This window comes from Streptomyces radiopugnans (assembly GCF_900110735.1).
In the GTDB taxonomy this organism is placed as follows: domain Bacteria; phylum Actinomycetota; class Actinomycetes; order Streptomycetales; family Streptomycetaceae; genus Streptomyces; species Streptomyces radiopugnans.
This window is the reverse complement of record NZ_FOET01000001.1, coordinates 38418-57478: the sequence shown is the minus strand read 5'-3', so window position 1 is coordinate 57478 and position 19061 is coordinate 38418. Positions and strand designations below refer to the sequence as shown.

Below are 19061 nucleotides of genomic sequence, written 5' to 3'. Positions count from 1 at the left end.
TCTTCATCCTGGAACGCGAGGCCCATGACCGGCACTGACGACGTACTCCTTGTCCACGGCGGCACACCGCTGGAGGGCGAGATCAGAGTCCGGGGCGCGAAGAACCTCGTGCCCAAGGCCATGGTCGCCGCACTGCTCGGCAGCGAACCGAGCCGGCTGCGCAACGTCCCCGAGATCCGCGACGTGCGGGTCGTCCGCGGCCTGCTCGAACTGCACGGCGTCACCGTGAGCAAGGGCGAGGAATCGGGCGAGCTGGTGCTCGACCCCTCCCACGTGGAGAGCGCCAACGTCGCCGACATCGACGCCCACGCGGGCTCCTCCCGCATCCCGATCCTCTTCTGCGGCCCGCTGCTGCACCGCCTGGGCCACGCCTTCATACCCGGCCTGGGCGGCTGCGACATCGGCGGGCGCCCGGTGAACTTCCACTTCGACGTGCTGCGCGAGTTCGGCGCGGTGATCGAGAAGCGCGCCGACGGCCAGTACCTGGAGGCCCCGCAGCGGCTGCGCGGCTGCAAGATCAAGCTGCCGTACCCGTCGGTCGGCTCCACCGAGCAGGTCCTGCTGACGGCCGTGCTGGCCGAGGGCGTGACCGAACTCTCCAACGCCGCCGTGGAGCCGGAGATCGAGGACCTCATCTGCGTACTGCAGAAGATGGGCGCGATCATCTCCATGGACACCGACCGGACGATCCGCATCACCGGTGTGGACAAGCTCGGCGGCTACAACCACCGCGCCCTGCCCGACCGCCTGGAGGCCGCCTCCTGGGCGAGCGCGGCGCTGGCGACCGAGGGCAGCGTGTACGTGCGCGGCGCCAGCCAGCGCGAGATGATGACGTTCCTCAACACCTACCGCAAGGTGGGCGGCGAGTTCGAGGTGGACGACGACGGCATCCGCTTCTGGCACCCGGGCGGCGCGCTCAAGGCCATCGCCCTGGAGACGGACGTCCACCCCGGCTTCCAGACCGACTGGCAGCAGCCGCTGGTGGTGGCCCTGACCCAGGCGTCGGGCCTGTCGATCGTCCACGAGACGGTGTACGAGTCGCGGCTGGGCTTCACCTCCGCCCTCAACCAGATGGGCGCGCACATCCAGCTCTACCGCGAGTGCCTGGGCGGCATGCCGTGCCGCTTCGGCCAGCGCAACTTCCTCCACTCGGCGGTCGTGTCCGGCCCCACGAAGCTCCAGGGGGCCGATCTGGTCATCCCGGACCTCCGCGGCGGCTTCTCGTACCTGATCGCCGCCCTGGCGGCCCAGGGGACCTCCAGGGTCCACGGGATCGATCTGATCAACCGGGGCTACGAGAACTTCATGGAGAAGCTGCCCGCGCTGGGGGCGCGGGTGGAACTGCCCGCCTGACCCCACCGGACCCGGCCGGGCCGCCGTACGCGACGCGGAGGGCGGTCACCCCCTTGCGGGGTGACCGCCCTCATGCGTACGCCTGTGGTGCCGCGCCAGGGCTCACTTGCCCTTGGCGGCCTCCTTCAGCTTGGAGCCCGCGGAGACCTTCACGCTGTAGCCGGCGGGGATCTCGATCGGGTCGCCGGTCTGCGGGTTGCGAGCGGTGCGAGCGGCACGGTGGGTGCGCTCGAAGGTCAGGAAGCCGGGGATGGTGACCTTCTCGTCGCCCTTGGCGACGACCTCGCCGACGGTCTCGGCGAACGCGGCCAGCACAGCGTCGGCGTCCTTGCGGGTCACCTGGGCGCGCTCGGACAGCGCTGCCACCAGCTCACTGCGGTTCATAATTCGTACTCCCGTGGTTTTTCTTGCCTGTGAGGCATGAGATCGAAGCCGATGCTGCCAGGGCCCTCGGACAGTCCCCGGACCCGGGTCTGCTGCCAGACCTTCCGCGTCCGCAGGGGCGCTCCCAGGACGCGGCCCTCGGGAAAGCATCCTGCCCCCACCTGCGGTGGTAATGCCAATCCGGGGCCCTGCGACGTCACCCGGAGGACGCCTGTGACACGCGATGATGACACTCCGTAGCCACCCTCGGTGCGGCTTTCGCCACCCTAAGGGGCCATCCGGGTGGGATGCCCCCGACGCGCCGGTCCCATGCGGTCAGGGCGCCGTGGCGGTCGTCACAGACTCCCCGGCCGCGATGGCGGCCTCCCGCACCGCTCCGGCGACCGCGCCCGCGACCCTGTCGTTGAAGACGCTCGGGATGATGTAGTTCGCGTTCAGCTCGTCCTCGTGCACCACGTCGGCCAGCGCCCGCGCCGCGGCCAGCATCATCTCCTCGTTGACCGTGCGCGAGTGGGCGTCGAGCAGGCCCCGGAAGACGCCGGGGAAGACCAGCACGTTGTTGATCTGGTTGGGGAAGTCCGAACGGCCGGTGGCCACCACCGCCGCGGTCCGGCGGGCGACCGCCGGGTCCACCTCCGGGTCGGGGTTGGCGAGCGCGAACACGATCGCGCCGTCGGCCATCGCGGCCACGTCCTCGGCGCCGAGCACGTCCGGGGCGGAGACGCCGATGAAGACGTCGGCGCCGACGACGGCCTCCTTCAGCGTGCCGGTGACGCCCTCGGGGTTGGTGTTGTCGGCGATCCAGCACAGCGGCGAGTCGGGCGCGGCGCCCACCAGGTCCGCGCGCCCGGCGTGCACCACTCCGTGGATGTCGGCGACCACCGCGTGCTTGACGCCGGCGGCCAGCAGCAGTTTGAGGATGGCCGTGCCGGCGGCCCCGGCGCCGGACATCACGACCCGCACGTCCTCGATGTCCTTGCCGACCACTCGCAGCGCGTTGGTCAGCGCGGCCAGCACCACGATGGCGGTGCCGTGCTGGTCGTCGTGGAAGACGGGGATGTCCAGGGCCTCGCGCAGCCGCGCCTCGATCTCGAAGCAGCGGGGGGCGGAGATGTCCTCCAGGTTGATGCCCGCGAAGCCGGGGGCGACGGCCTTGACGACCTCGACGATGGCGTCGGTGTCCTGGGTGTCCAGGCACAGCGGCCAGGCGTCGATGCCGGCGAAGCGCTTGAAGAGGGCCGCCTTGCCCTCCATGACCGGCAGCGCGGCCTTCGGCCCGATGTTGCCCAGACCCAGCACGGCCGAGCCGTCGGTGACGACGGCGACGGAGTTGCGCTTGATGGTCAGCCGGCGGGCGTCCTCGGGGTTGGCCGCGATCTGGGTGCAGACCCGGGCCACGCCCGGGGTGTAGATCATGGACAGGTCGTCGCGGTTGCGAATGGGGTGCTTGGACGCCATCTCGATCTTGCCGCCCAGGTGCATCAGGAAGGTCCGGTCGGAGACCTTGCCGATGGCGATGCCCTCGACCTCGCGCAGCTTGGCGACGATCTCGTCGGCGTGCGCGGTGGATGAGGCGGCGATCGTGACGTCGATGCGCAGCCGCTCGTGGCCGGAGGCTGTGACGTCGAGACCGATGACCGAGCCGCCGGAGGACTCCACGGCCGTGGTGAGCTGGCTGACCGCCGCTCCTCCGGCGGGCACCTCCAGGCGGATGGTCATCGAGTACGAGACGCTGGGCGCCGTTGCCATGGCCGGGTTCCTCTGCTTTCCGTGGTGCTGTGCCGCGCATCCGGCCACCTCGCCGGATCGCGTCACCCGATCGTCGCACCTACCGGCCGGTAGCAGGTAACCGGTTCCGGGGGACGGAAAGTGTTTTCCGCCATGGCACGCGCGGTGCGGTCCGCCGTGTCCCGGGCCCGGCACACACGGGCGCCGGGCCCGGGACACACGGACGAGGGGTCCGCACCGCCCGAGGGCGGTGCGGACCCCTCGGATCCACGTCTGCGACACCGACCCGCCATGCTCGCCTCGCGGCAAGTGGTCGCTCGAAGCGACGAAGGTTGGGCCCGGGGGCTTGGATCGGGCCGGTGCCACGTTCAGGCTAACAAACGATCGGCGACGGTGATTCCGTTCGGCCCCGGCAATCGGAAAATCCCGTGGGCCTCACTCCCGCAGCAGGTCGGGAACCCCCTCGGCGTCCGGCAGGTCCTTCTCCCGCGACAGGACCGTCAGCCGCTGCGTGGCCCGGGTCAGCGCCACGTACAGCACCCGCAGGCCCGCCGGGGACTCGTCGGCGATCTCCGCGGGAGAGACCACGAGCGTCGCGTCGTACTCCAGGCCCTTGGCCTCCAGGCTGCCCAGCGGCACCACCCGGTCGCCGAGCCCGGCGAGCCAGGTGCGGGCCTGCTCGCGGCGGCCCATCGCCACCACGACGCCGACGGTGCCCTCCACCTCCGCCAGCAGCCGCTCGGCCTCCGCGCGCACCGCCCGGCCGACCGCACCGACCGCACCGACCGAGCCGTCCGAGCCGTCCGAGCCGTCCGCCACCGTGGCGAAGCGCGGCACCAGACCCGTGGCGCGCACCGCGCGGGGCGGACGCACCCCCGGCATGGCCAGGGCCAGCACCCGGGCGGACAGCTCGGCGATCTCGGCCGGGTTGCGGTAGTTGACCGTCAGCTCGAAGCGGCGGCGCGGACGGGCGCCCAGCGCCTCGTCGCGGGCGGCGGCGGCCTCCTCCGGATCCGACCAGGAACTCTGCGCCGGGTCCCCGACCACCGTCCACGTCGCCTGGCGGCCGCGCCGGCCCACCATCCGCCACTGCATCGGCGTGAGGTCCTGCGCCTCGTCGACGATGACGTGCGCGTAGTCGGTGCGCTCTTCCTCCTCCCGGCGCTCGGCGCGGGCGGTACGGGCGGCGAGGCGGTCCGCGTAGGTGCTCAGTTCCTCCAGGCCGGTGAGCTGGTCCAGCGGGTCCACCTCCCTCCTGCGGGGACGGGCGGGAGTGCCGAGCAGGACCCGCAGCTCGTCCAGGAGCGCGACGTCGTGGACGGACAGCGGACCGGAGCCGCCGGCGTCCAGCCGGGCCAGCGAACGCGCCAGCCGCCGCACCTCGCGCGGCTGGAGCACCCGGCGCGCCCAGCGCGACAGCCTCTTCTCGTCCGCCATGGCCGCCAGCACGCGGCGCGGGGTCAGCTCGGGCCACCAGGCGTCCAGGAAGCCGGTGAAGTCGGTCTCGGTGGAGACGTCCTCGTCGAACCCCCGGCGCGCCTCGGCCGCCAGCTCCGGGTCGGTGTACCGCCGGCCGGCCCCCGAGCGCTCCCACAGCGCGTCCAGCAGCAGCCGCCGGGCGCGCGGGCGAAGCAGGTTGACGGGCGCGGTGCCGCCGAGCGCCTGCTCGCGGATCCGGCGCAGGTCGTCGGCGTCCAGCTCCAGGCGCGTGCCCAGGGCGACCACCCGCAGCCGGCCGGGCACACCGCCGGCCCGCGGCGCGCCGAGTTCAAGCGTGCCGCGCGCCGCCCTGCGCAGCACCCGCACCATGCGGGAGGAGCCCTTGACGCGGGCGACGGCCTGCTCGTCGTAGGCGTCGGCCTCCGCCCCCTCCACCAGCGAGCCCAGCGCGCGGATCGCGACCTGGCCCTCCTCGCCCAGGGACGGCAGCACGCCCTCGGTGTACGACACCAGCAGCGGGGTGGGGCTCACGATGAGGATGCCGCCCGCGTAGCGCCTCCGGTCCTGGTAGAGCAGGTACGCGGCGCGGTGCAGCGCGACGGCCGTTTTGCCCGTGCCGGGACCGCCCTCGACCTCGGTGACGGAGACGGCGGGGGCCCGGATCACCTCGTCCTGCTCGGCCTGGATGGAGGCGACGATGTCGCGCATGGTGTGGCCGCGGGACCGGCCCAGCGCCGCCATCAGGGCGCCGTCGCCGACCACGGCCAGTTCCTCGCCGTCCAGGTACGCCGTCAGCTCCGGGCGCAGCAGGTCGTCCTCCACGCCCAGTACGCGGCGGCCCCGGCTGCGGATCACCCGCCGCCGCACCACCCGGCCCGGCGCCACCGGGGTGGCCCGGTAGAAGGGCGCGGCGGCCGGGGCGCGCCAGTCGATGACCAGCGGGGTGTAGTCGGCGTCGAGCACGCCGAGCCGGCCGATGTGCAGGGTCTCGGAGATGTCCGCGGCGGCGGTGCCGGCGCCGCCGGCGCGCACGGCGTCGTCGGCGGGCTCGACGGAGGTGTACGCGCCGTCGGGCCCGCGCTCGCCGTCCTTGCCCCGCAGCAGGTCGATCCGCCCGAAGAGGAAGTCCTCGAACTCGCTGTTGAGCCGGTTGAGGTGCACACCGGCGCGGAAGACCTGCGCGTCCCGCTCGGCGAGCGCCCCCGGCGTGCCGACCTGGGCGCGCTTGGCGGCGTCCGCCATGAGGAACTCCGCCTCGTGGATCTTCTCCTCAAGACGCCGGTAGACCCGGTCGAGGTGCTCCTGCTCCCCGCGGATCTCCCGTTCCCGTACGCCGTCGTGCACCTCGTGCCCGCCGCCGTCGCCGACGGCGGCGGCGGGCCTCGGCACCGACGGCACTGTCTCCTGCGCTCCCAACGCACGGCCCCCTTCTGCTGTACTCAGGGCAGCCGTCCACCGTACGCCAGGGGATCGCGGCGCGCACGCCGCCCCGCGCCCAGGTCACCCCGGGCCGGAGCCCGCGTCCGACGGATCGAAGGCGAGCCGGTAGCCGCGCTTGACCACCGTCTGGATCATCCGGGGCCCGCCCAGCGCCGAACGCAGCCGCGCCACCGCGGTCTCCACGGCGTGCTCGTCGCGCCCCGCGCCGGGCAGGGCGCGCAGCAGGTCGGCGCGGGGGACCACCCAGCCGGGCCGCCGGGCCAGGGCCCGCAGCAGCGCCATCCCGGCGGGCGGTACGGGCCGCAGCTCGCCGTCCACGACCACCGCACGGCCGCGGATCTCCAGCCGCCGCCCGGCGACGGGCAGGGCCGGCGCACGGGCGGGCAGCTCCCGGCACAGCAGCTGGACCAGCGGCCCGATCCGGAAGCGCTCGGGCCGCACCACCGGCACGTCGTGCGCGACCAGCGGCAGCGCGGTGACCGGCCCCACGCACGCGGCCAGCACGTCCCCACGCAGCGCCTCCAGCAAGCCCTCCCGCACGCCGAGCCGCTCCGCACGCTCCAGCAGCGAGGCGGCGGCGGGGGCGGACGTGAAGGTGACCGCGTCCACCGAGCGGGCCCGCACGGCGTCGATCAGCCGGTCCAGCGGGGCGACGTCCTCCGGCGGCAGCCAGCGGTAGACGGGGACGCCGACGACCTCCGCTCCCGCCTCGCGCAGCGCCTCGACGAAACCGGGCAGCGGCTCGCCGTGGAGCTGGACGGCGATCCGGCGTCCGGCGACGCCCTCGGCCAGCAGCCGGTCCAGGACCTCGGCCAGCGACTCCGACGGCGGCGACCAGGCCTCGGTCAGCCCGGCGGCCCGTACCGCGCCGCGCACCTTGGGGCCGCGGGCGAGCAGTTCCACACCGTCCAGCACACCCCGCAGCTCCTCGCCCAGCCCCCAGCCCTCGGCGGCCTCCACCCAGCCGCGGAAGCCGATGGCGGTGGTGGCCACCACCGTGTCGGGGGCGTGGCCGAGCAGCGCCTTGGTGGCGCCGAGCAGCTCGCCGTCGTCGGCCAGCGGCACGATGCGCAGGGCCGGGGCGTGCACCACCGCCGCGCCGCGCCGCTCCAGCAGGGCGCCCAGTTCGTCGGCGCGCCGGGCCGCGGTGACGCCGACGGTGAAGCCTTCCAGTGGTCCGACCTGGTGCATTGGGTCCTCGTCCGCAGTCGTTCGTACGGGTCTCGCCCGCACAGCCGTGGGCAACCGAGCCTGACAAGCGCGCGTGACGCCCCCGGTTCGCCGTGGTTTCCCCAGTGTTACGCGCGCCGCCCCGCGCCCGGACCACGTCACCACGGGCCCGCACCCACCACAGGCGCACCCGCCCCTCACACCCTCGCGTAAGCGGCCCGCGACTCCTCCTCCCCGGCCGCCGCGGCACGGACACGCCCGCCACCGTCCCCGACGCCGCCGGCGCCCCCGCCCCCGCCCCCGGCACGTCCCACCCCGCGCCGCAGGTATACGGCCCAGGTGACCGCCGCGCACACCACGTAGTAGCCGAGGAAGACCGCGAAGGCCCCGGTGCCGGTGCCGGAGGTGAGGAAGGACTGGCGCAGGGCCATGTTGATGCCCACCCCGCCGAAGCCGCCGACCGCCCCGATCAGTGCCATGGAGGCGCCCGACAGCCGCCGGGCGCGGACGGCGGCCGCCTCCCCGGTCAGGCCCATCGCATGGGCCTTGGCCTGGAAGATGCCCGGGATCATCTTGAACGTCGAGCCGTTGCCCAGGCCGGTGAGGACGAACAGGACGATGAAGCCGGCGATGAACAGCGCCAGAGACTCCCGCACCGACGCGGCCACGACGATGCCGGCCGCCCCCGTCATGGCCCCGAAGTTCCACAGGGTGACCCGGGCACCGCCGAGCCGGTCGGCGAGCCGGCCGCCGACGGGGCGGATCAGCGAGCCCAGCAGCGGGCCGATGAAGGTGAGCGAGGCGGCCTGCAGGGGAGTGCGGCCGAACTGGTTCTGGAGCACCAGGCCGAAGGCGAAGCTGTAGCCGATGAAGGAGCCGAAGGTGCCGATGTAGAGGAACGACATGATCCAGGTGTGGCGGTCGCGCGCCGCCTCCCTCGCCGCGCCCGTGTCGTTGCGCACGGGGCCGAGGTTGTCCATGTGGCGCGCGCTGAGCACCGTGGCGGCCACGATCAGCGGCAGGTAGGCGGCGAGCAGCAGCCTGGGCTGCGCGGCCCCGGCGACGGCGATGGTCAGCAGGCCGGCGAGCTGGACGACGGCGACGCCGATGTTGCCCCCGCCCGCGTTCACCCCCAGGGCCCAGCCCTTCAGGCGCAGCGGGTAGAAGCTGTTGATGTTGGTCATGGAGGAGGCGAAGTTGGCGCCGCCGACACCGGTGAGGACCGCCACCAGCATGAAGGTGGTGTACGAGGTGCCCGGTTCCATGACCACCAGCAGGGCCGTGGTGGGCGCCAGCAGCATCGCGGCGCTGATCACCGTCCAGTTGCGGCCGCCGAAGCGGGCGACCGCGAAGCCGTAGGGCACCCGCAGCGCGGCGCCCACCAGGGAGGCGACGGCGACCAGGAAGAACTTCCCCGCCGGGTCGATGCCGTACTCGGGGCCCATGAACAGGGCGAGGACCGAGAACATGCTCCACACCGAGAAGCCGATGTGTTCGGAGACCACCGACAGCGCGAGGTTGCGGCGGGCGATGCGGCGGCCCTTCCTCTCCCAGAAGCCCTCGTCCTCCGGATCCCAGTGCTCGATCCAGCGGCCCCTGCCGGGTGCGGTCGTCGGAGCGGTCATGGCGCCTCCATAGCGTCGGGTGTCGGCTCCCGACGCTATGGAGGGTGCGTTTCACCCCGGTGCCGCCAGGTGACCTCCGCGCAACCTTGCTCTCACCCGGAGTCCGGAGGGGGTGTGAGCCCGGCTCCGGAGGGGGGTGCGGGCCCGGCCGCCGGACCGCGGCCGGGGCGCGAGGGGGTCAGCGCACGGGCGGCGCGGCCACCCCCAGCACCCGCGCGTCCGGCTCCGGCAGCCACGAGCCGTGGGGCCGCTCCCGCCAGCGTCCCGCCTCCCCCAGCCGCCGCACCGCCGCCCGGAGCACCTCCAGCCCGGGGTGGCGCAGGCCGCGCCGCCAGACCATCGAGACCGGCGAGAGCGGCACGGGGTCCACCAGCGGGCGCAGCACCATGCCCGGCAGCGCGGCGAAGGCCTCGCTGGCCAGCACCGACCAGCCGCGCCTGCGGACGACCCGGGTGAACTCCGCCTCCCCCTCGATCTTGGGGAAGGGCGCGGCGAGCCCTATCCCGCGGCCCGCGAAGAGGCGGCGGGCGTAGTCGGTCCACTCCGCGGTCTCGGGGTTGCCTGCCCCGGCGTACAGGGTCTCCCCCGCCAGCGCGTCCAGCGGCACCCTCGGCAGCCGGGCCAGCCGGTGCCCCTCCGGCAGCAGCACGGCCACCTTCTCGTAGCGGATCAGACGGTGGTCGAGCACGCCCAGCAGGGCCGGTTCCAGTCCGGCGACCCGGCCGAAGGAGACGTCCAGCACCCCGTCGCGGATCTCCGCGGCGGCGCCGATCAGGCCGCTGTGGTAGCGGGCGACGAACTCCAGGTCGGGCGCCAGCAGCCGGGCCTCGTCCAGCACCCGCTGCCCGGTGGCGGCCGGGGCGCCGACATCGACGATCAGGGGGCGCTCCTCGCGTACGGCCGCTGCGTTCAGCTCGTCGTGCGCCGCCAGCACGCGCTGGGCGTACGGCAGCAGCCGCTCCCCCTCGGGGGTCAGGGACACGCGCCGGGTCGTACGGACGAACAGCACGGTGCCGAGTTGCTCCTCCAGCCGCCTTATGTCGCGGCTCAGCGACTGCTGGGCGACGAACACCCTGGCGGCGGCACGGGTGAAGTTCAGTTCGTCGGCGACGGCGACGAAGGCGCGCAGCAGCCGGGGGTCGGTGTCTCGGGGCACGCCCCATGGTGACAACGGAAGCGCGTCAATGGCCAGCCACAAAGTGTTGGACACCTCACAGAGGCCCGGCTCAGGGTGTGTACATGCCGAACTCGTCCACCGGACCCGCCCCTGTCCCGCCACCCGCGGCCGGGTACGGCGGGCCGGCCGCCGCGCCGCGCGGCCGGCCCGCCGACCAGGGCGACCGCGCCGCGCGCACGCGCTGGTTCACGCCCTACGTGCGGCTGTTCGCGCCGCCCGGTACGCGGGCGTTCGCCCTCGCGGGCCTCCTCGCCCGGCTGCCGATGGGGATGCTGAGCATCAGCGCGGTCATCATGATCGCCACCACCCGCGGCTCGTACGCCCTGGCCGGCGCCGTCACCGCCACCGGGCTGGTCGCCACCGCCCTCCTGGCGCCGCTGGTCGCACGGCTGGTGGACCGCCACGGGCAGGCCCGGATCGCCGTCCCCGCGGTGTGCCTGTCCGCGGCCGCCTCGCTGACGCTGCTGCTGTGCGTGCGTCACGACGCCCCCGACTGGACGCTGTTCGCCGCCTACGCGGCCGGCTCCACCGCCCCCAACACCGGCGGCATGGCACGGGCCCGCTGGGCGCACCTGTACCGGGGCTCCTCGCCTGAGGCCGAGGCCGCGCGGCACACCGCCAACTCCTTCGAACAGGCCCTCGACGAGCTGTGCTTCATGCTCGGCCCGGTGCTGGCCACCTTCCTGTGCGTCTCGCTCTTCCCCGAGGCGGGCACCCTGACCGCCACCGTCCTGCTGCTGGGCGGCACCCTGCTGTTCGCCGCCCAGCGCCGCACCGAGCCGCCCGTCGCACCGCACGACGGCCCCGCCCGCGCGACCGCGCTGCTGCGCACCCCGGGCCTGCCGCGGCTGCTGGCCGCCTTCCTCGCCACCGGAGCCGTCTTCGGCGCCCTGGAGGTGGTGACCGTGGCGTACGCCGACGGGCTGGGCCACAAGGGCGCGGCGGGCGCCGTCCTCGCCCTCCAGGCCCTGGGCTCGGGCGCGGCCGGACTCGCCTTCGGCGCCCTGCGCCCGGGGGGATCGGCGGGACGGCGCTTCGCGGTCTGCGTGGGCGCGATGGCCGCCCTGATGACGCTGCCGCTGCTCGCCTCGACCGCCGGAAGCCTGCTGGTGCTGGCCCCCGCGCTGCTGGTCGCCGGGATGGCGACGGCCCCCGCCATGGTCACCGGTATGACACTGGTCCAGCGGCTGACCCCGCCCGGCCGGCTGAACGAGGGCATGACCCTGGCCGTCACGGCGCTGCTGGGCGGCATAGCCGCCGGTTCGGCGGCGGGCGGCTGGGCGGCCGAGCACCTGGGCGGCTCGTGGGGGTACGCGGTACCGCCGGTGGCGGCCGCCCTCGCGGCCGCCGTCGCGGCCGCCGTCGCTCTGACCACGGCGGCCGCGACCGGGGCTCCGGGGCCGCGGGCCCGGACGTCCGGAAGGCGGCGCCGGGCCACGGTCCGCTGAGCCACGGCCCGGGGGGTGGATCCCGGGCCGGCCCGGAACATGCCGAAGGCCCCGCCGTCCGTGGACGGCGGGGCCTTCGGCCCACATGGGATGAGTGGAGATGGCGGGAATCGAACCCGCGTCCAACGGTGCAGAACCAGGGCTTCTCCGAGCGCAGTCCGCTGTGATTTTCTCGGCCCCGGCGGTCACGCGGACAAGCCGCCGACAGGCCCAGTCACTGTTTGATGTCCCGTCAGCCCCCGTGACCGGGGTTAACGGTGAAGTTCCCTAGCTGATGCCAGGATCCAGGGCGGGAACGCCCCTGGGCTGACACTTCGCAGGTCGCTGCTCAGGCAGCGAGGGCGAAGGAATCGCGCTTGGTGTTGGCGATTATTTTTTTGCGGCAGATGGTTAACGAGATCATTGCCGCGTTCCTCGGCTCGCTTCCCCTGCTTCAACAGCCGCTGTCGAAACCGATCATCCCCATGTTGATTTGACAAGCTCGCCCGGCCGGAGCCGGACGGCGCTGGTGCCATTGTACGGGTCAACGCGGGAGGCCGCCAACGTATTCCCCCTCCTGCGGGGAGACGCCGGACCGGCCCGCGCGGGCCTCGTACGCACGGTCCAACAGCGCCCGGCCCGGGATTGTTCCCCGGGCCGCCTCCGGCCCCCGGAGCACCCGGCGCTCTCCCTGCGGCCGGAACCGGCGGGGCCGAACGACCGGCTCCGGCAAGACGCGGGGCGCGCGGACGGCCGCCGGTACGCGGCCGGGGCGCACCGCACCGCCCTCGGACGCGCGGGGGGCGGAGGGCGGTGTCCGCCGCGGCGTGCCCGGCCGTCAGGCGCGCTGCCGCCGGCGGGCCGCCGAGACCGCGCGCTCGGCCTCGCGGCGGTCCTGCTTCTCCCGCAGCGCGTGCCGCTTGTCGTACTCCTTCTTGCCGCGCGCCAGCGCGATCTCGACCTTGGCGCGGCCGTCCTTGAAGTACAGCTGGAGCGGGACCAGCGTCAGGCCCGACTCCTGGAGCTTGCCGATCAGCTTGTCGATCTCGGCGCGGTGCATCAGCAGCTTCCGCTTGCGCCGCGCGCTGTGGTTGGTCCACGTCCCCTGGCTGTACTCGGGGATGTGCACGTTGTGCAGCCACGCCTCACCGCCGTCGAGCTGGGCGAAGCCGTCCACCAGCGAGGCCCGCCCCTGCCGCAGCGACTTCACCTCGGTACCGGTCAGCACCAGCCCGCACTCGTAGGTGTCGAGGATGAGGTAGTCGTGCCGCGCCTTCTTGTTCTGCGCGATGAGTTTGCGCCCCGTCTCTTTAGCCATAACCCCGCCATTGTTCCACTACGACCGGGTGGCGAGGCCACTCAATACCGTGCGGGCCTCCTCCTGCGCGTCCTGCCCCGGCCGCACCTCCAGGTCCGGGAGCAGCCCCCCTTCCTCGAAGGTCCGCCCGCCGGGGGTGGTGTAGTGGCCGACGGTCAGCTCGGCGACCGAGCCGTCCGGCTGCTCCCTCGGCTCCTGGACCGATCCCTTGCCGAAGGTGCGGGTGCCGACGACGACCGCCCGGCCGCGGTCCTGGAGGGCACCGGCCAGGAGTTCGGCGGCGCTCATCGTGCCGCCGTCGACCAGCACCACCAGGGGGGAGGCGGTGTTCCCGCCGGGCCGGGCGTACAGCGCGCGCTCGGTGTCGCCGTCCCCGTACGTGGCCACCAGACCGCCGTCGAGGAAGACGGAGGCGGCCTCGGCGGCCTCGGCGACCAGGCCGCCGGAGTTGCCGCGCAGGTCGAGCAGGATCCCCCCGTCCGGGGGGAGGCCCTCCACCGCGCGCCGCAGCTCCTCCCCCGTACCCCTGGTGAACGAGTCGACCCTGACACGGGTGACGCCGGCCGCGGAGTGTCCCGCCGCGCCGGGGGAGGCCGCGGCCAGGGGGGTGACGGTGACGGTCTCGACGCTGAGCCGGGCCCGCTCCAGCCGCTCCTCCCACTGCAGGCTCCCACGGGCGAGTCCGAGGACGACCCGGCTGCCTGGCGGGGCCCCCTCCCCCGGCGCACCGCCGCGCAGCAGGGCCACCACGTCGGTGACGGGGCGGCCCTCGGTCCCGGTGCCGTCGACGGCGACCAGCCGGTCTCCGGCGCGTACGCCCGACTTCGCGGCGGGGCTGCCGGGCTGGACGCGGGCGATCTCGACGCGGTCGGCGCCCGTACGGCGCACGGAGACGCCCACGCCGACGTACCGGCCGTCCAGGGACTGCCGGAGCCCCGCGTACTCGCGGGCGGTGTACGCGGCGGCCCAGCGGTCCCCGCTGCGGCTGACCAGTTCCTCGGCGTCGTGCACGGCGTCCTGGTGCGGTGGTGCGCTCTCCCGCACTCCCGCGCCGGCCGGTCTCGGGCTCACGGGCGCCGCGTCACCCTCGGTGACGTCGCCCCACGATTCGGTGACGGCCCCGGCCGCCAGTACGACCGCGAAGACCAGGGTCAGCCCCGTCCCTCGGAGGATGCGGCGAGGCCGGCGCCCGCCTTCCAGGACCCGGGCCTCGGCGCGGGCGGAACCGTGGGGAACGAACTTCGACGTACCCGACATGCTGCGGAGTCTAGGACACGGGCAGGCGTCGCACGGGAGGTTGCACGGACGGCCACGGCGTCCTTCGTCACATCCGGAGCGCGCCCGGGGGAGTCCGAACGGCCCCCGGACGCCCCCGGATCGCGGTCACGTCACACCTTCAGGTACTTACGCAGCGTGATGAAGGCGGCCAGTGCGGGCATCAGCACACCGACCACGAACACCAGCGGGAGCACCTTGAGCAGCGCGTCCCAGCCGATGAAGTCGATCAGCGGCATCTGCTCGGCCAGCGACAGGCCGGCGTCGATGAGGAAGTAGCGGCCGACCACCAGCAGCACCGTGGCGCCGATCGCGCCCAGCAGTCCCGCGAACGCGGCCTCCGCGATGAACGGCATCTGGATGTAGAAGCTGGAGGCGCCCACCAGCCGCATGATCCCGGTCTCCCTGCGCCTGCTGAACGCCGCCACCCGCACGGTGTTGACGATCAGCAGCAGGGCGACGACCAGCATCAGGCCCATCAGCCCGAGCGCCGCGAAGTTCATGCCCTCCAGCATCCGGAAGAGGTTCTCCAGCAGGTTCCGCTGGTCCTGGACCTCCTGGACGCCCTCGCGGCCGGAGAAGGCGGTGCTGATGACCTCGAACTTGGTCGGGTCCTTCAGCTTCACCCGGTAGGACTCCTGCATCTGGTCCGGGGTCAGCGAGTCGGCCAGCGGGGAGTCCTTGAACTGCTCCCGGTAGTGCTTGTACGCCTGCTCGGCGGACTCGTGGTAGACCGTCTCGACTATGTCGAGCTTGTCGAGGTCCGCCTTGATCTGGCGCTTCTGCTGCGCGGTGACCGCTCCCCTGGCGCAGTTGGGGTCGGACTCGGCGTCGTTCTCGTTGCAGAGGTAGATCGACACCTGGACCTTGTCGTACCAGAACCCCTTCATGCTGTTCACCTGTTCACGGGCGAGCAGCGCACCGCCGAGCAGAGCCAGCGACAGGGCGACGGAGACGATCACCGCGAAGGTCATCGTGAGGTTGCGGCGGAGACCGACGCCGATCTCCGACAGTACGAACTGGGCGCGCATGGCGTCCTTTCAGTGCTGGTAGCCGTAGACACCGCGCGACTGGTCGCGCACGAGACGGCCCTTTTCTAGTTCGATCACGCGCTTGCGCATCTGGTCGACGATCTGCTGGTCGTGGGTGGCCATGACCACGGTCGCCCCGGTGCGGTTGATCCGGTCCAGCAGCTTCATGATGCCGACCGAGGTCTGCGGGTCGAGGTTGCCGGTGGGCTCGTCGGCGATCAGCAGCTTCGGCTTGTTGACGAACGCGCGGGCGATGGCCACCCGCTGCTGCTCACCGCCGGACAGCTCGCCGGGCATCCGGTCCTCCTTGCCCGCCAGGCCGACCAGATCGAGCACCTGGGGAACGGACTTGCGGATGTCGCCGCGCGACCGGCCGATCACCTCCAGTGCGAAGGCGACGTTCTCCCCGACGGTCTTGTTGGGGAGCAGCCGGAAGTCCTGGAAGACCGTGCCGATCTGGCGGCGCATGTGCGGCACCTTCCAGTTGGACAGGCGGGCGAGGTCCTTGCCGAGGACGTGCACCTGGCCCTGGCTGGCGCGCTCCTCCCTCAGGATCAGCCGCAGGAAGGTGGACTTGCCGGAGCCGGAGGAGCCCACCAGGAAGACGAACTCGCCGCGCTCGACCTCCAGCGACACGTCGCGGAGGGCGGGGCGGTTCTGCTTGGGGTAGAACTTCGAGACGTTGTCGAATCGGATCACGGATTTACACCACGTCGACCTGGGTAGGGGCAGCGGAAGCCGCGGAGTGGATCCCCGTCGGTGTGGTGACCCTACGCGAATCCGCACGGGGCCCGCAGTCGGCGTCCGCGGTTGGGGGTTTTGTCCGGCGGCGCATCAGGTACAAACCAGGCATTGGCCATGACTTTCTGCGCTCCGGGCCCGGTACTGGCACAGTGGAAGCAGAGCTTCCACCCTGCGGAGGCGGAAGCGGGAACAGAAGGCCGTCCGGTGGCGTTGGCGTTGCATAAGGAGGACATCGCATGACGTGCGACCGACTGGTGTGCGCCAACTGCGCAGGGCCGGTGAGTGAGGGCCGTTGCTCGGTGTGCCGCGCGCACCGTGAGCGGCTGCACCAGGAGAACGGGCCGTTCTCCCTGGGCTCCCTTTCCCCCGCCGCGCTGACGGCACTGCTGCTGACCCTGATCGCCGTGGCCCTGCTGGCCCGCCAGGCCGCCGTGTAGGCCGCGCTTCGCGGCGCCGTGCGGCGCGTGTGCGTGCCGCGACGTACGAGACGTGTGGGACACAGCGAGGGGCCCGGGACGCTGGATGCGTCCCGGGCCCCTCGTGTGCGCTGTTCCCGTGTGCCGTCACACGCTGTCAGGCGTGTGCGGGGCCGCGCCGATCGCTCAGGCGACGGTGTTGCGGCTCACCATGCGCGGCATCAGGCGGAAGCCGATACCACCGGCGATCATCGTGGCCGCACCGATCAGCAGGAAGGTCGTCTCGGCGGCGCCGGTCTCGGCCAGCTCCTCCTTGGGCTTCTCCTGGCTGATCGGCCTGGTGCCGACGGAGTCGGTGTCGGGGCCGCAGTTCACGGTGGACTCGTCGAGGATGCAGGTGTTCGCGTCCTCGTTCCCGCCGCCGGTGCTGGCCGGCTGCTCGCCGTCACCACCGGTGGAACCGCCGGTCGAGCCGCCGTTGCTGGTGGAGCCCTCGGTGTCGCCGCCGGTCGTCGGGTCGCCCGTCGTCGGACCGCCGGTCGTCGGGTCGCCCGTCGTCGGGTCGCCCGTCGTCGGGTCGCCGGTCGTCGGGTCGCCCGTCGTCGGGTCGCCCGTCGTCGGGTCACCGGTCGTCGGACCGCCCGTCGTCGGACCGCCCGTCGTCGGACCGCCCGTCGTCGGGTCGCCCGTCGTCGGGTCGCCCGTCGTCGGGTCGCCCGTCGTCGGGTCACCGGTCGTCGGACCGCCCGTCGTCGTCTGGCCCTCGTCCAGACCGGCCGTCTCACCGGAAGACGCGCCACCAATGGAGATCGAAGCCGCTGCGCCTCCGTTGTCCCCGCCCTCGTCGGTGCCGTTGGTCTGGACGGCGGCGGTCAGCTCCAGCGCCGACGCCGTGCCGACGGCGGTCAGCGACACACCTGCGAGGAACACCGCACCCGCGGCGACCCGCGCGACGCGCACCCGCGTCCTGGAATTTGTCATATGCCAACTACCCCCAGTAGTGGTCTTCGTCAGTGGGGCAGCCGTGCGGAGCTTCCTGCGTGCCGGGGTCCGTCGTGCCGAGCCGGCGACCGATCAGCGGTCGGGCTCTGTCCACCCCCGTACCTACGCGCCCCGAACACGCGCGTGCCGGCCAGAATGCTTTCCCAGCCCCGACACCGCCGTCAAGCCGGACCGACCCGAAATGTCCACGGTGGGCGGGTAGTTGGGGCCCCGGCGGACCGGGTTGTGACAGAACCGACACACAGGAGCGCGGTCTTCCGGGAAAACGGCCCGACCCCGGCCGCCCCGGGGCCGGCCGCGGGCCGGGGGGGATCAGCCGGCGTTCTGCTGCTCCTGCTGCTTGCGCCAGCGGATGCCGGCCTCCAGGAAGCCGTCGATGTCGCCGTCGAGGACGGCCTGGGGGTTGCCGACCTCGTACTCGGTGCGCAGGTCCTTGACCATCTGGTACGGCTGGAGGACGTACGAGCGCATCTGGTTGCCCCAGGAGTTGCCGCCGTCGCCCTTGAGGGCGTCCATCTTGGCCTGCTCCTCCGCCCGGCGGTGCGCCAGGAGTCGCGCCTGGAGGACGCGCATGGCGGCGGCGCGGTTCTGGATCTGGGACTTCTCGTTCTGGCAGGAGACGACGATGCCGGTGGGGATGTGCGTCATCCGGACCGCGGAGTCGGTGGTGTTGACCGACTGGCCGCCGGGGCCGGAGGAGCGGAAGACGTCGACGCGGATCTCGTTCTCGGGGATCTCAATGTGGTCGGTCTGCTCCACCACCGGCATCACCTCGACGCCCGCGAAGGACGTCTGGCGGCGGCCCTGGTTGTCGTAGGGCGAGATGCGCACCATGCGGTGGGTGCCCTGCTCGACGGAGAGGGTGCCGTAGGCGTAGGGCGCCTTGACGGAGAAGGTGGCGGACTTGATGCCCGCCTCCTCGGCGTACGAGGTGTCCAGGACCTCGGTCGGGTAGCCCTTGCGCTCGGCCCAGCGCAGGTACATGCGCATGAGCTGCTCGGCGAAGTCGGCGGCGTCCACGCCGCCGGCCTCCGCCCGGACGCTGACCATGGCCTCGCGGGGGTCGTACTCGCCGGACAGGAGGGTGCGGACCTCGAGCTCGTCCACGGCCTTCTGGACGGCCTGGAGCTCGCTCTCGGCCTCGGCGCGCGTGTCGGCGTCGTCCTCGGCCTCGGCCAGCTCGAACAGGACCCCGAGGTCGTCGATCCGGCCGTGCAGCTCCTCCACCTTGCGGACCTGCGCCTGGAGCAGGGACAGCTTGCTGGTCACCCGCTGGGCGTTCTCGGTGTCGTTCCACAGGGCCGGGTCCGCCGCCTGCTCTTCGAGCACGGCGATCTCGGCCCTCAGCTTCTCGAGGTCCAGGACGGCCTCGATCGACTCCATGGTCGAGGTGAGGGACTTCAGTGCTTCGGATACGTCGACGACTGCCACGCCCTCCAGACTAACGGTTGCCAGGAGCTTTGCCGCCGCCCCGTCGGGCGGGGGGCGGCGGCCCGGCGGCCGGGCCGCGCCGTGCGCCGGTAGGCCGCCC

The 19061-nt window shown here is 73.1% G+C and carries 15 protein-coding genes and 1 other RNA gene; 3 read left to right on the top strand and 13 right to left on the bottom strand.

Annotated features, from left to right (window positions below; all coding sequences use genetic code 11):
* Positions 1–24: 24 nt before the first annotated feature.
* Positions 25–1353 (top strand): UDP-N-acetylglucosamine 1-carboxyvinyltransferase, encoded by a 1329-nt coding sequence (gene murA, locus BMY40_RS00215; protein ID WP_093654111.1) that lies wholly within the window; start codon positions 25–27, stop codon positions 1351–1353.
* Positions 1354–1455: 102 nt separating this feature from the next.
* Here murA and BMY40_RS00210 read toward each other — a convergent pair whose 3' ends face one another.
* The 6 genes from BMY40_RS00210 to BMY40_RS00180 all read right to left on the bottom strand — a co-directional run bounded on the left by BMY40_RS00210 (position 1456) and on the right by BMY40_RS00180 (position 10296).
* Positions 1456–1737 carry an HU family DNA-binding protein gene (locus tag BMY40_RS00210; protein WP_093654109.1) on the bottom strand — a complete coding sequence of 94 codons (282 nt, stop codon included), beginning with the start codon at positions 1735–1737 and terminating at the stop codon, positions 1456–1458.
* Positions 1738–2052: 315 nt separating this feature from the next.
* Positions 2053–3486, bottom strand: coding sequence for an NAD-dependent malic enzyme (locus tag BMY40_RS00200; RefSeq protein ID WP_093654104.1), 1434 nt, complete (start codon positions 3484–3486; stop codon positions 2053–2055).
* 414 nt (positions 3487–3900) lie between these two features.
* Positions 3901–6294: a HelD family protein gene (locus BMY40_RS00195; RefSeq protein ID WP_177213811.1), complete on the bottom strand. Its 2394-nt coding sequence runs from the start codon at positions 6292–6294 to the stop codon at positions 3901–3903.
* A gap of 111 nt (positions 6295–6405) precedes the next feature.
* Positions 6406–7536 carry a uroporphyrinogen-III synthase gene (locus tag BMY40_RS00190; protein ID WP_093654100.1) on the bottom strand — a complete coding sequence of 377 codons (1131 nt, stop codon included), beginning with the start codon at positions 7534–7536 and terminating at the stop codon, positions 6406–6408.
* Positions 7537–7712: 176 nt separating this feature from the next.
* A complete protein-coding gene (locus tag BMY40_RS00185) occupies positions 7713–9140 on the bottom strand; it encodes an MFS transporter (RefSeq protein WP_093654098.1) in 1428 nt (475 codons plus the stop codon).
* 178 nt (positions 9141–9318) lie between these two features.
* Entirely contained in the window at positions 9319–10296 is a 978-nt protein-coding gene (locus tag BMY40_RS00180) for a LysR family transcriptional regulator (RefSeq protein WP_093654096.1), read from the bottom strand.
* 83 nt (positions 10297–10379) lie between these two features.
* On the opposite strand from BMY40_RS00180, the gene BMY40_RS00175 reads away from it, so the two are divergent.
* The gene (locus BMY40_RS00175) at positions 10380–11765 is read left to right on the top strand and encodes an MFS transporter (RefSeq protein WP_093654094.1); all 1386 of its coding nucleotides are present in this window, start codon (positions 10380–10382) and stop codon (positions 11763–11765) included.
* 92 nt (positions 11766–11857) lie between these two features.
* Here BMY40_RS00175 and ssrA read toward each other — a convergent pair.
* The 5 genes from ssrA to ftsE all read right to left on the bottom strand — a co-directional run bounded on the left by ssrA (position 11858) and on the right by ftsE (position 16067).
* Positions 11858–12229: a transfer-messenger RNA gene (gene ssrA / locus BMY40_RS00170) on the bottom strand.
* Positions 12230–12582: 353 nt separating this feature from the next.
* Positions 12583–13062 carry an SsrA-binding protein SmpB gene (gene smpB / locus BMY40_RS00165; RefSeq protein WP_093654092.1) on the bottom strand — a complete coding sequence of 160 codons (480 nt, stop codon included), beginning with the start codon at positions 13060–13062 and terminating at the stop codon, positions 12583–12585.
* A gap of 18 nt (positions 13063–13080) precedes the next feature.
* Entirely contained in the window at positions 13081–14319 is a 1239-nt protein-coding gene (locus tag BMY40_RS00160; protein ID WP_093654090.1) for a S41 family peptidase, read from the bottom strand.
* Between the two features lie 131 nt (positions 14320–14450).
* Positions 14451–15368: a permease-like cell division protein FtsX gene (gene ftsX / locus BMY40_RS00155; protein WP_093654088.1), complete on the bottom strand. Its 918-nt coding sequence runs from the start codon at positions 15366–15368 to the stop codon at positions 14451–14453.
* A 9-nt stretch (positions 15369–15377) separates the two neighbouring features.
* Complete coding sequence (gene ftsE / locus BMY40_RS00150; RefSeq protein ID WP_093654086.1) at positions 15378–16067, bottom strand: cell division ATP-binding protein FtsE; 690 nt, start codon at positions 16065–16067, stop codon at positions 15378–15380.
* A 281-nt stretch (positions 16068–16348) separates the two neighbouring features.
* Between ftsE and BMY40_RS00145 the strand changes: the two genes are divergently transcribed.
* Entirely contained in the window at positions 16349–16549 is a 201-nt protein-coding gene (locus BMY40_RS00145; protein ID WP_093654084.1) for a hypothetical protein, read from the top strand.
* A gap of 165 nt (positions 16550–16714) precedes the next feature.
* On the opposite strand, the gene BMY40_RS27815 is transcribed toward BMY40_RS00145, so the two are convergent.
* Positions 16715–17509 (bottom strand): hypothetical protein, encoded by a 795-nt coding sequence (locus tag BMY40_RS27815; protein WP_177213810.1) that lies wholly within the window; start codon positions 17507–17509, stop codon positions 16715–16717.
* A gap of 333 nt (positions 17510–17842) precedes the next feature.
* A complete protein-coding gene (gene prfB / locus BMY40_RS00135; RefSeq protein WP_093654080.1) occupies positions 17843–18961 on the bottom strand; it encodes a peptide chain release factor 2 in 1119 nt (372 codons plus the stop codon).
* Positions 18962–19061 lie beyond the last annotated feature (100 nt).

Bases quoted from the DNA above. Each gene is read 5' to 3' on its own strand.
- BMY40_RS00210 (WP_093654109.1), bottom strand. From the start codon at position 1,737: ATGAACCGCAGTGAGCTGGTGGCAGCGCTGTCCGAGCGCGCCCAGGTG.
- BMY40_RS27815 (WP_177213810.1), bottom strand. From the start codon at position 17,509: ATGACAAATTCCAGGACGCGGGTGCGCGTCGCGCGGGTCGCCGCGGGT.
- ftsX (WP_093654088.1), bottom strand. From the start codon at position 15,368: ATGCGCGCCCAGTTCGTACTGTCGGAGATCGGCGTCGGTCTCCGCCGC.
- BMY40_RS00185 (WP_093654098.1), bottom strand. From the start codon at position 9,140: ATGACCGCTCCGACGACCGCACCCGGCAGGGGCCGCTGGATCGAGCAC.
- murA (WP_093654111.1), top strand. From the start codon at position 25: ATGACCGGCACTGACGACGTACTCCTTGTCCACGGCGGCACACCGCTG.
- BMY40_RS00200 (WP_093654104.1), bottom strand. From the start codon at position 3,486: ATGGCAACGGCGCCCAGCGTCTCGTACTCGATGACCATCCGCCTGGAG.
- BMY40_RS00175 (WP_093654094.1), top strand. From the start codon at position 10,380: ATGCCGAACTCGTCCACCGGACCCGCCCCTGTCCCGCCACCCGCGGCC.
- BMY40_RS00160 (WP_093654090.1), bottom strand. From the start codon at position 14,319: ATGTCGGGTACGTCGAAGTTCGTTCCCCACGGTTCCGCCCGCGCCGAG.
- BMY40_RS00145 (WP_093654084.1), top strand. From the start codon at position 16,349: ATGACGTGCGACCGACTGGTGTGCGCCAACTGCGCAGGGCCGGTGAGT.
- smpB (WP_093654092.1), bottom strand. From the start codon at position 13,062: ATGGCTAAAGAGACGGGGCGCAAACTCATCGCGCAGAACAAGAAGGCG.
- BMY40_RS00190 (WP_093654100.1), bottom strand. From the start codon at position 7,536: ATGCACCAGGTCGGACCACTGGAAGGCTTCACCGTCGGCGTCACCGCG.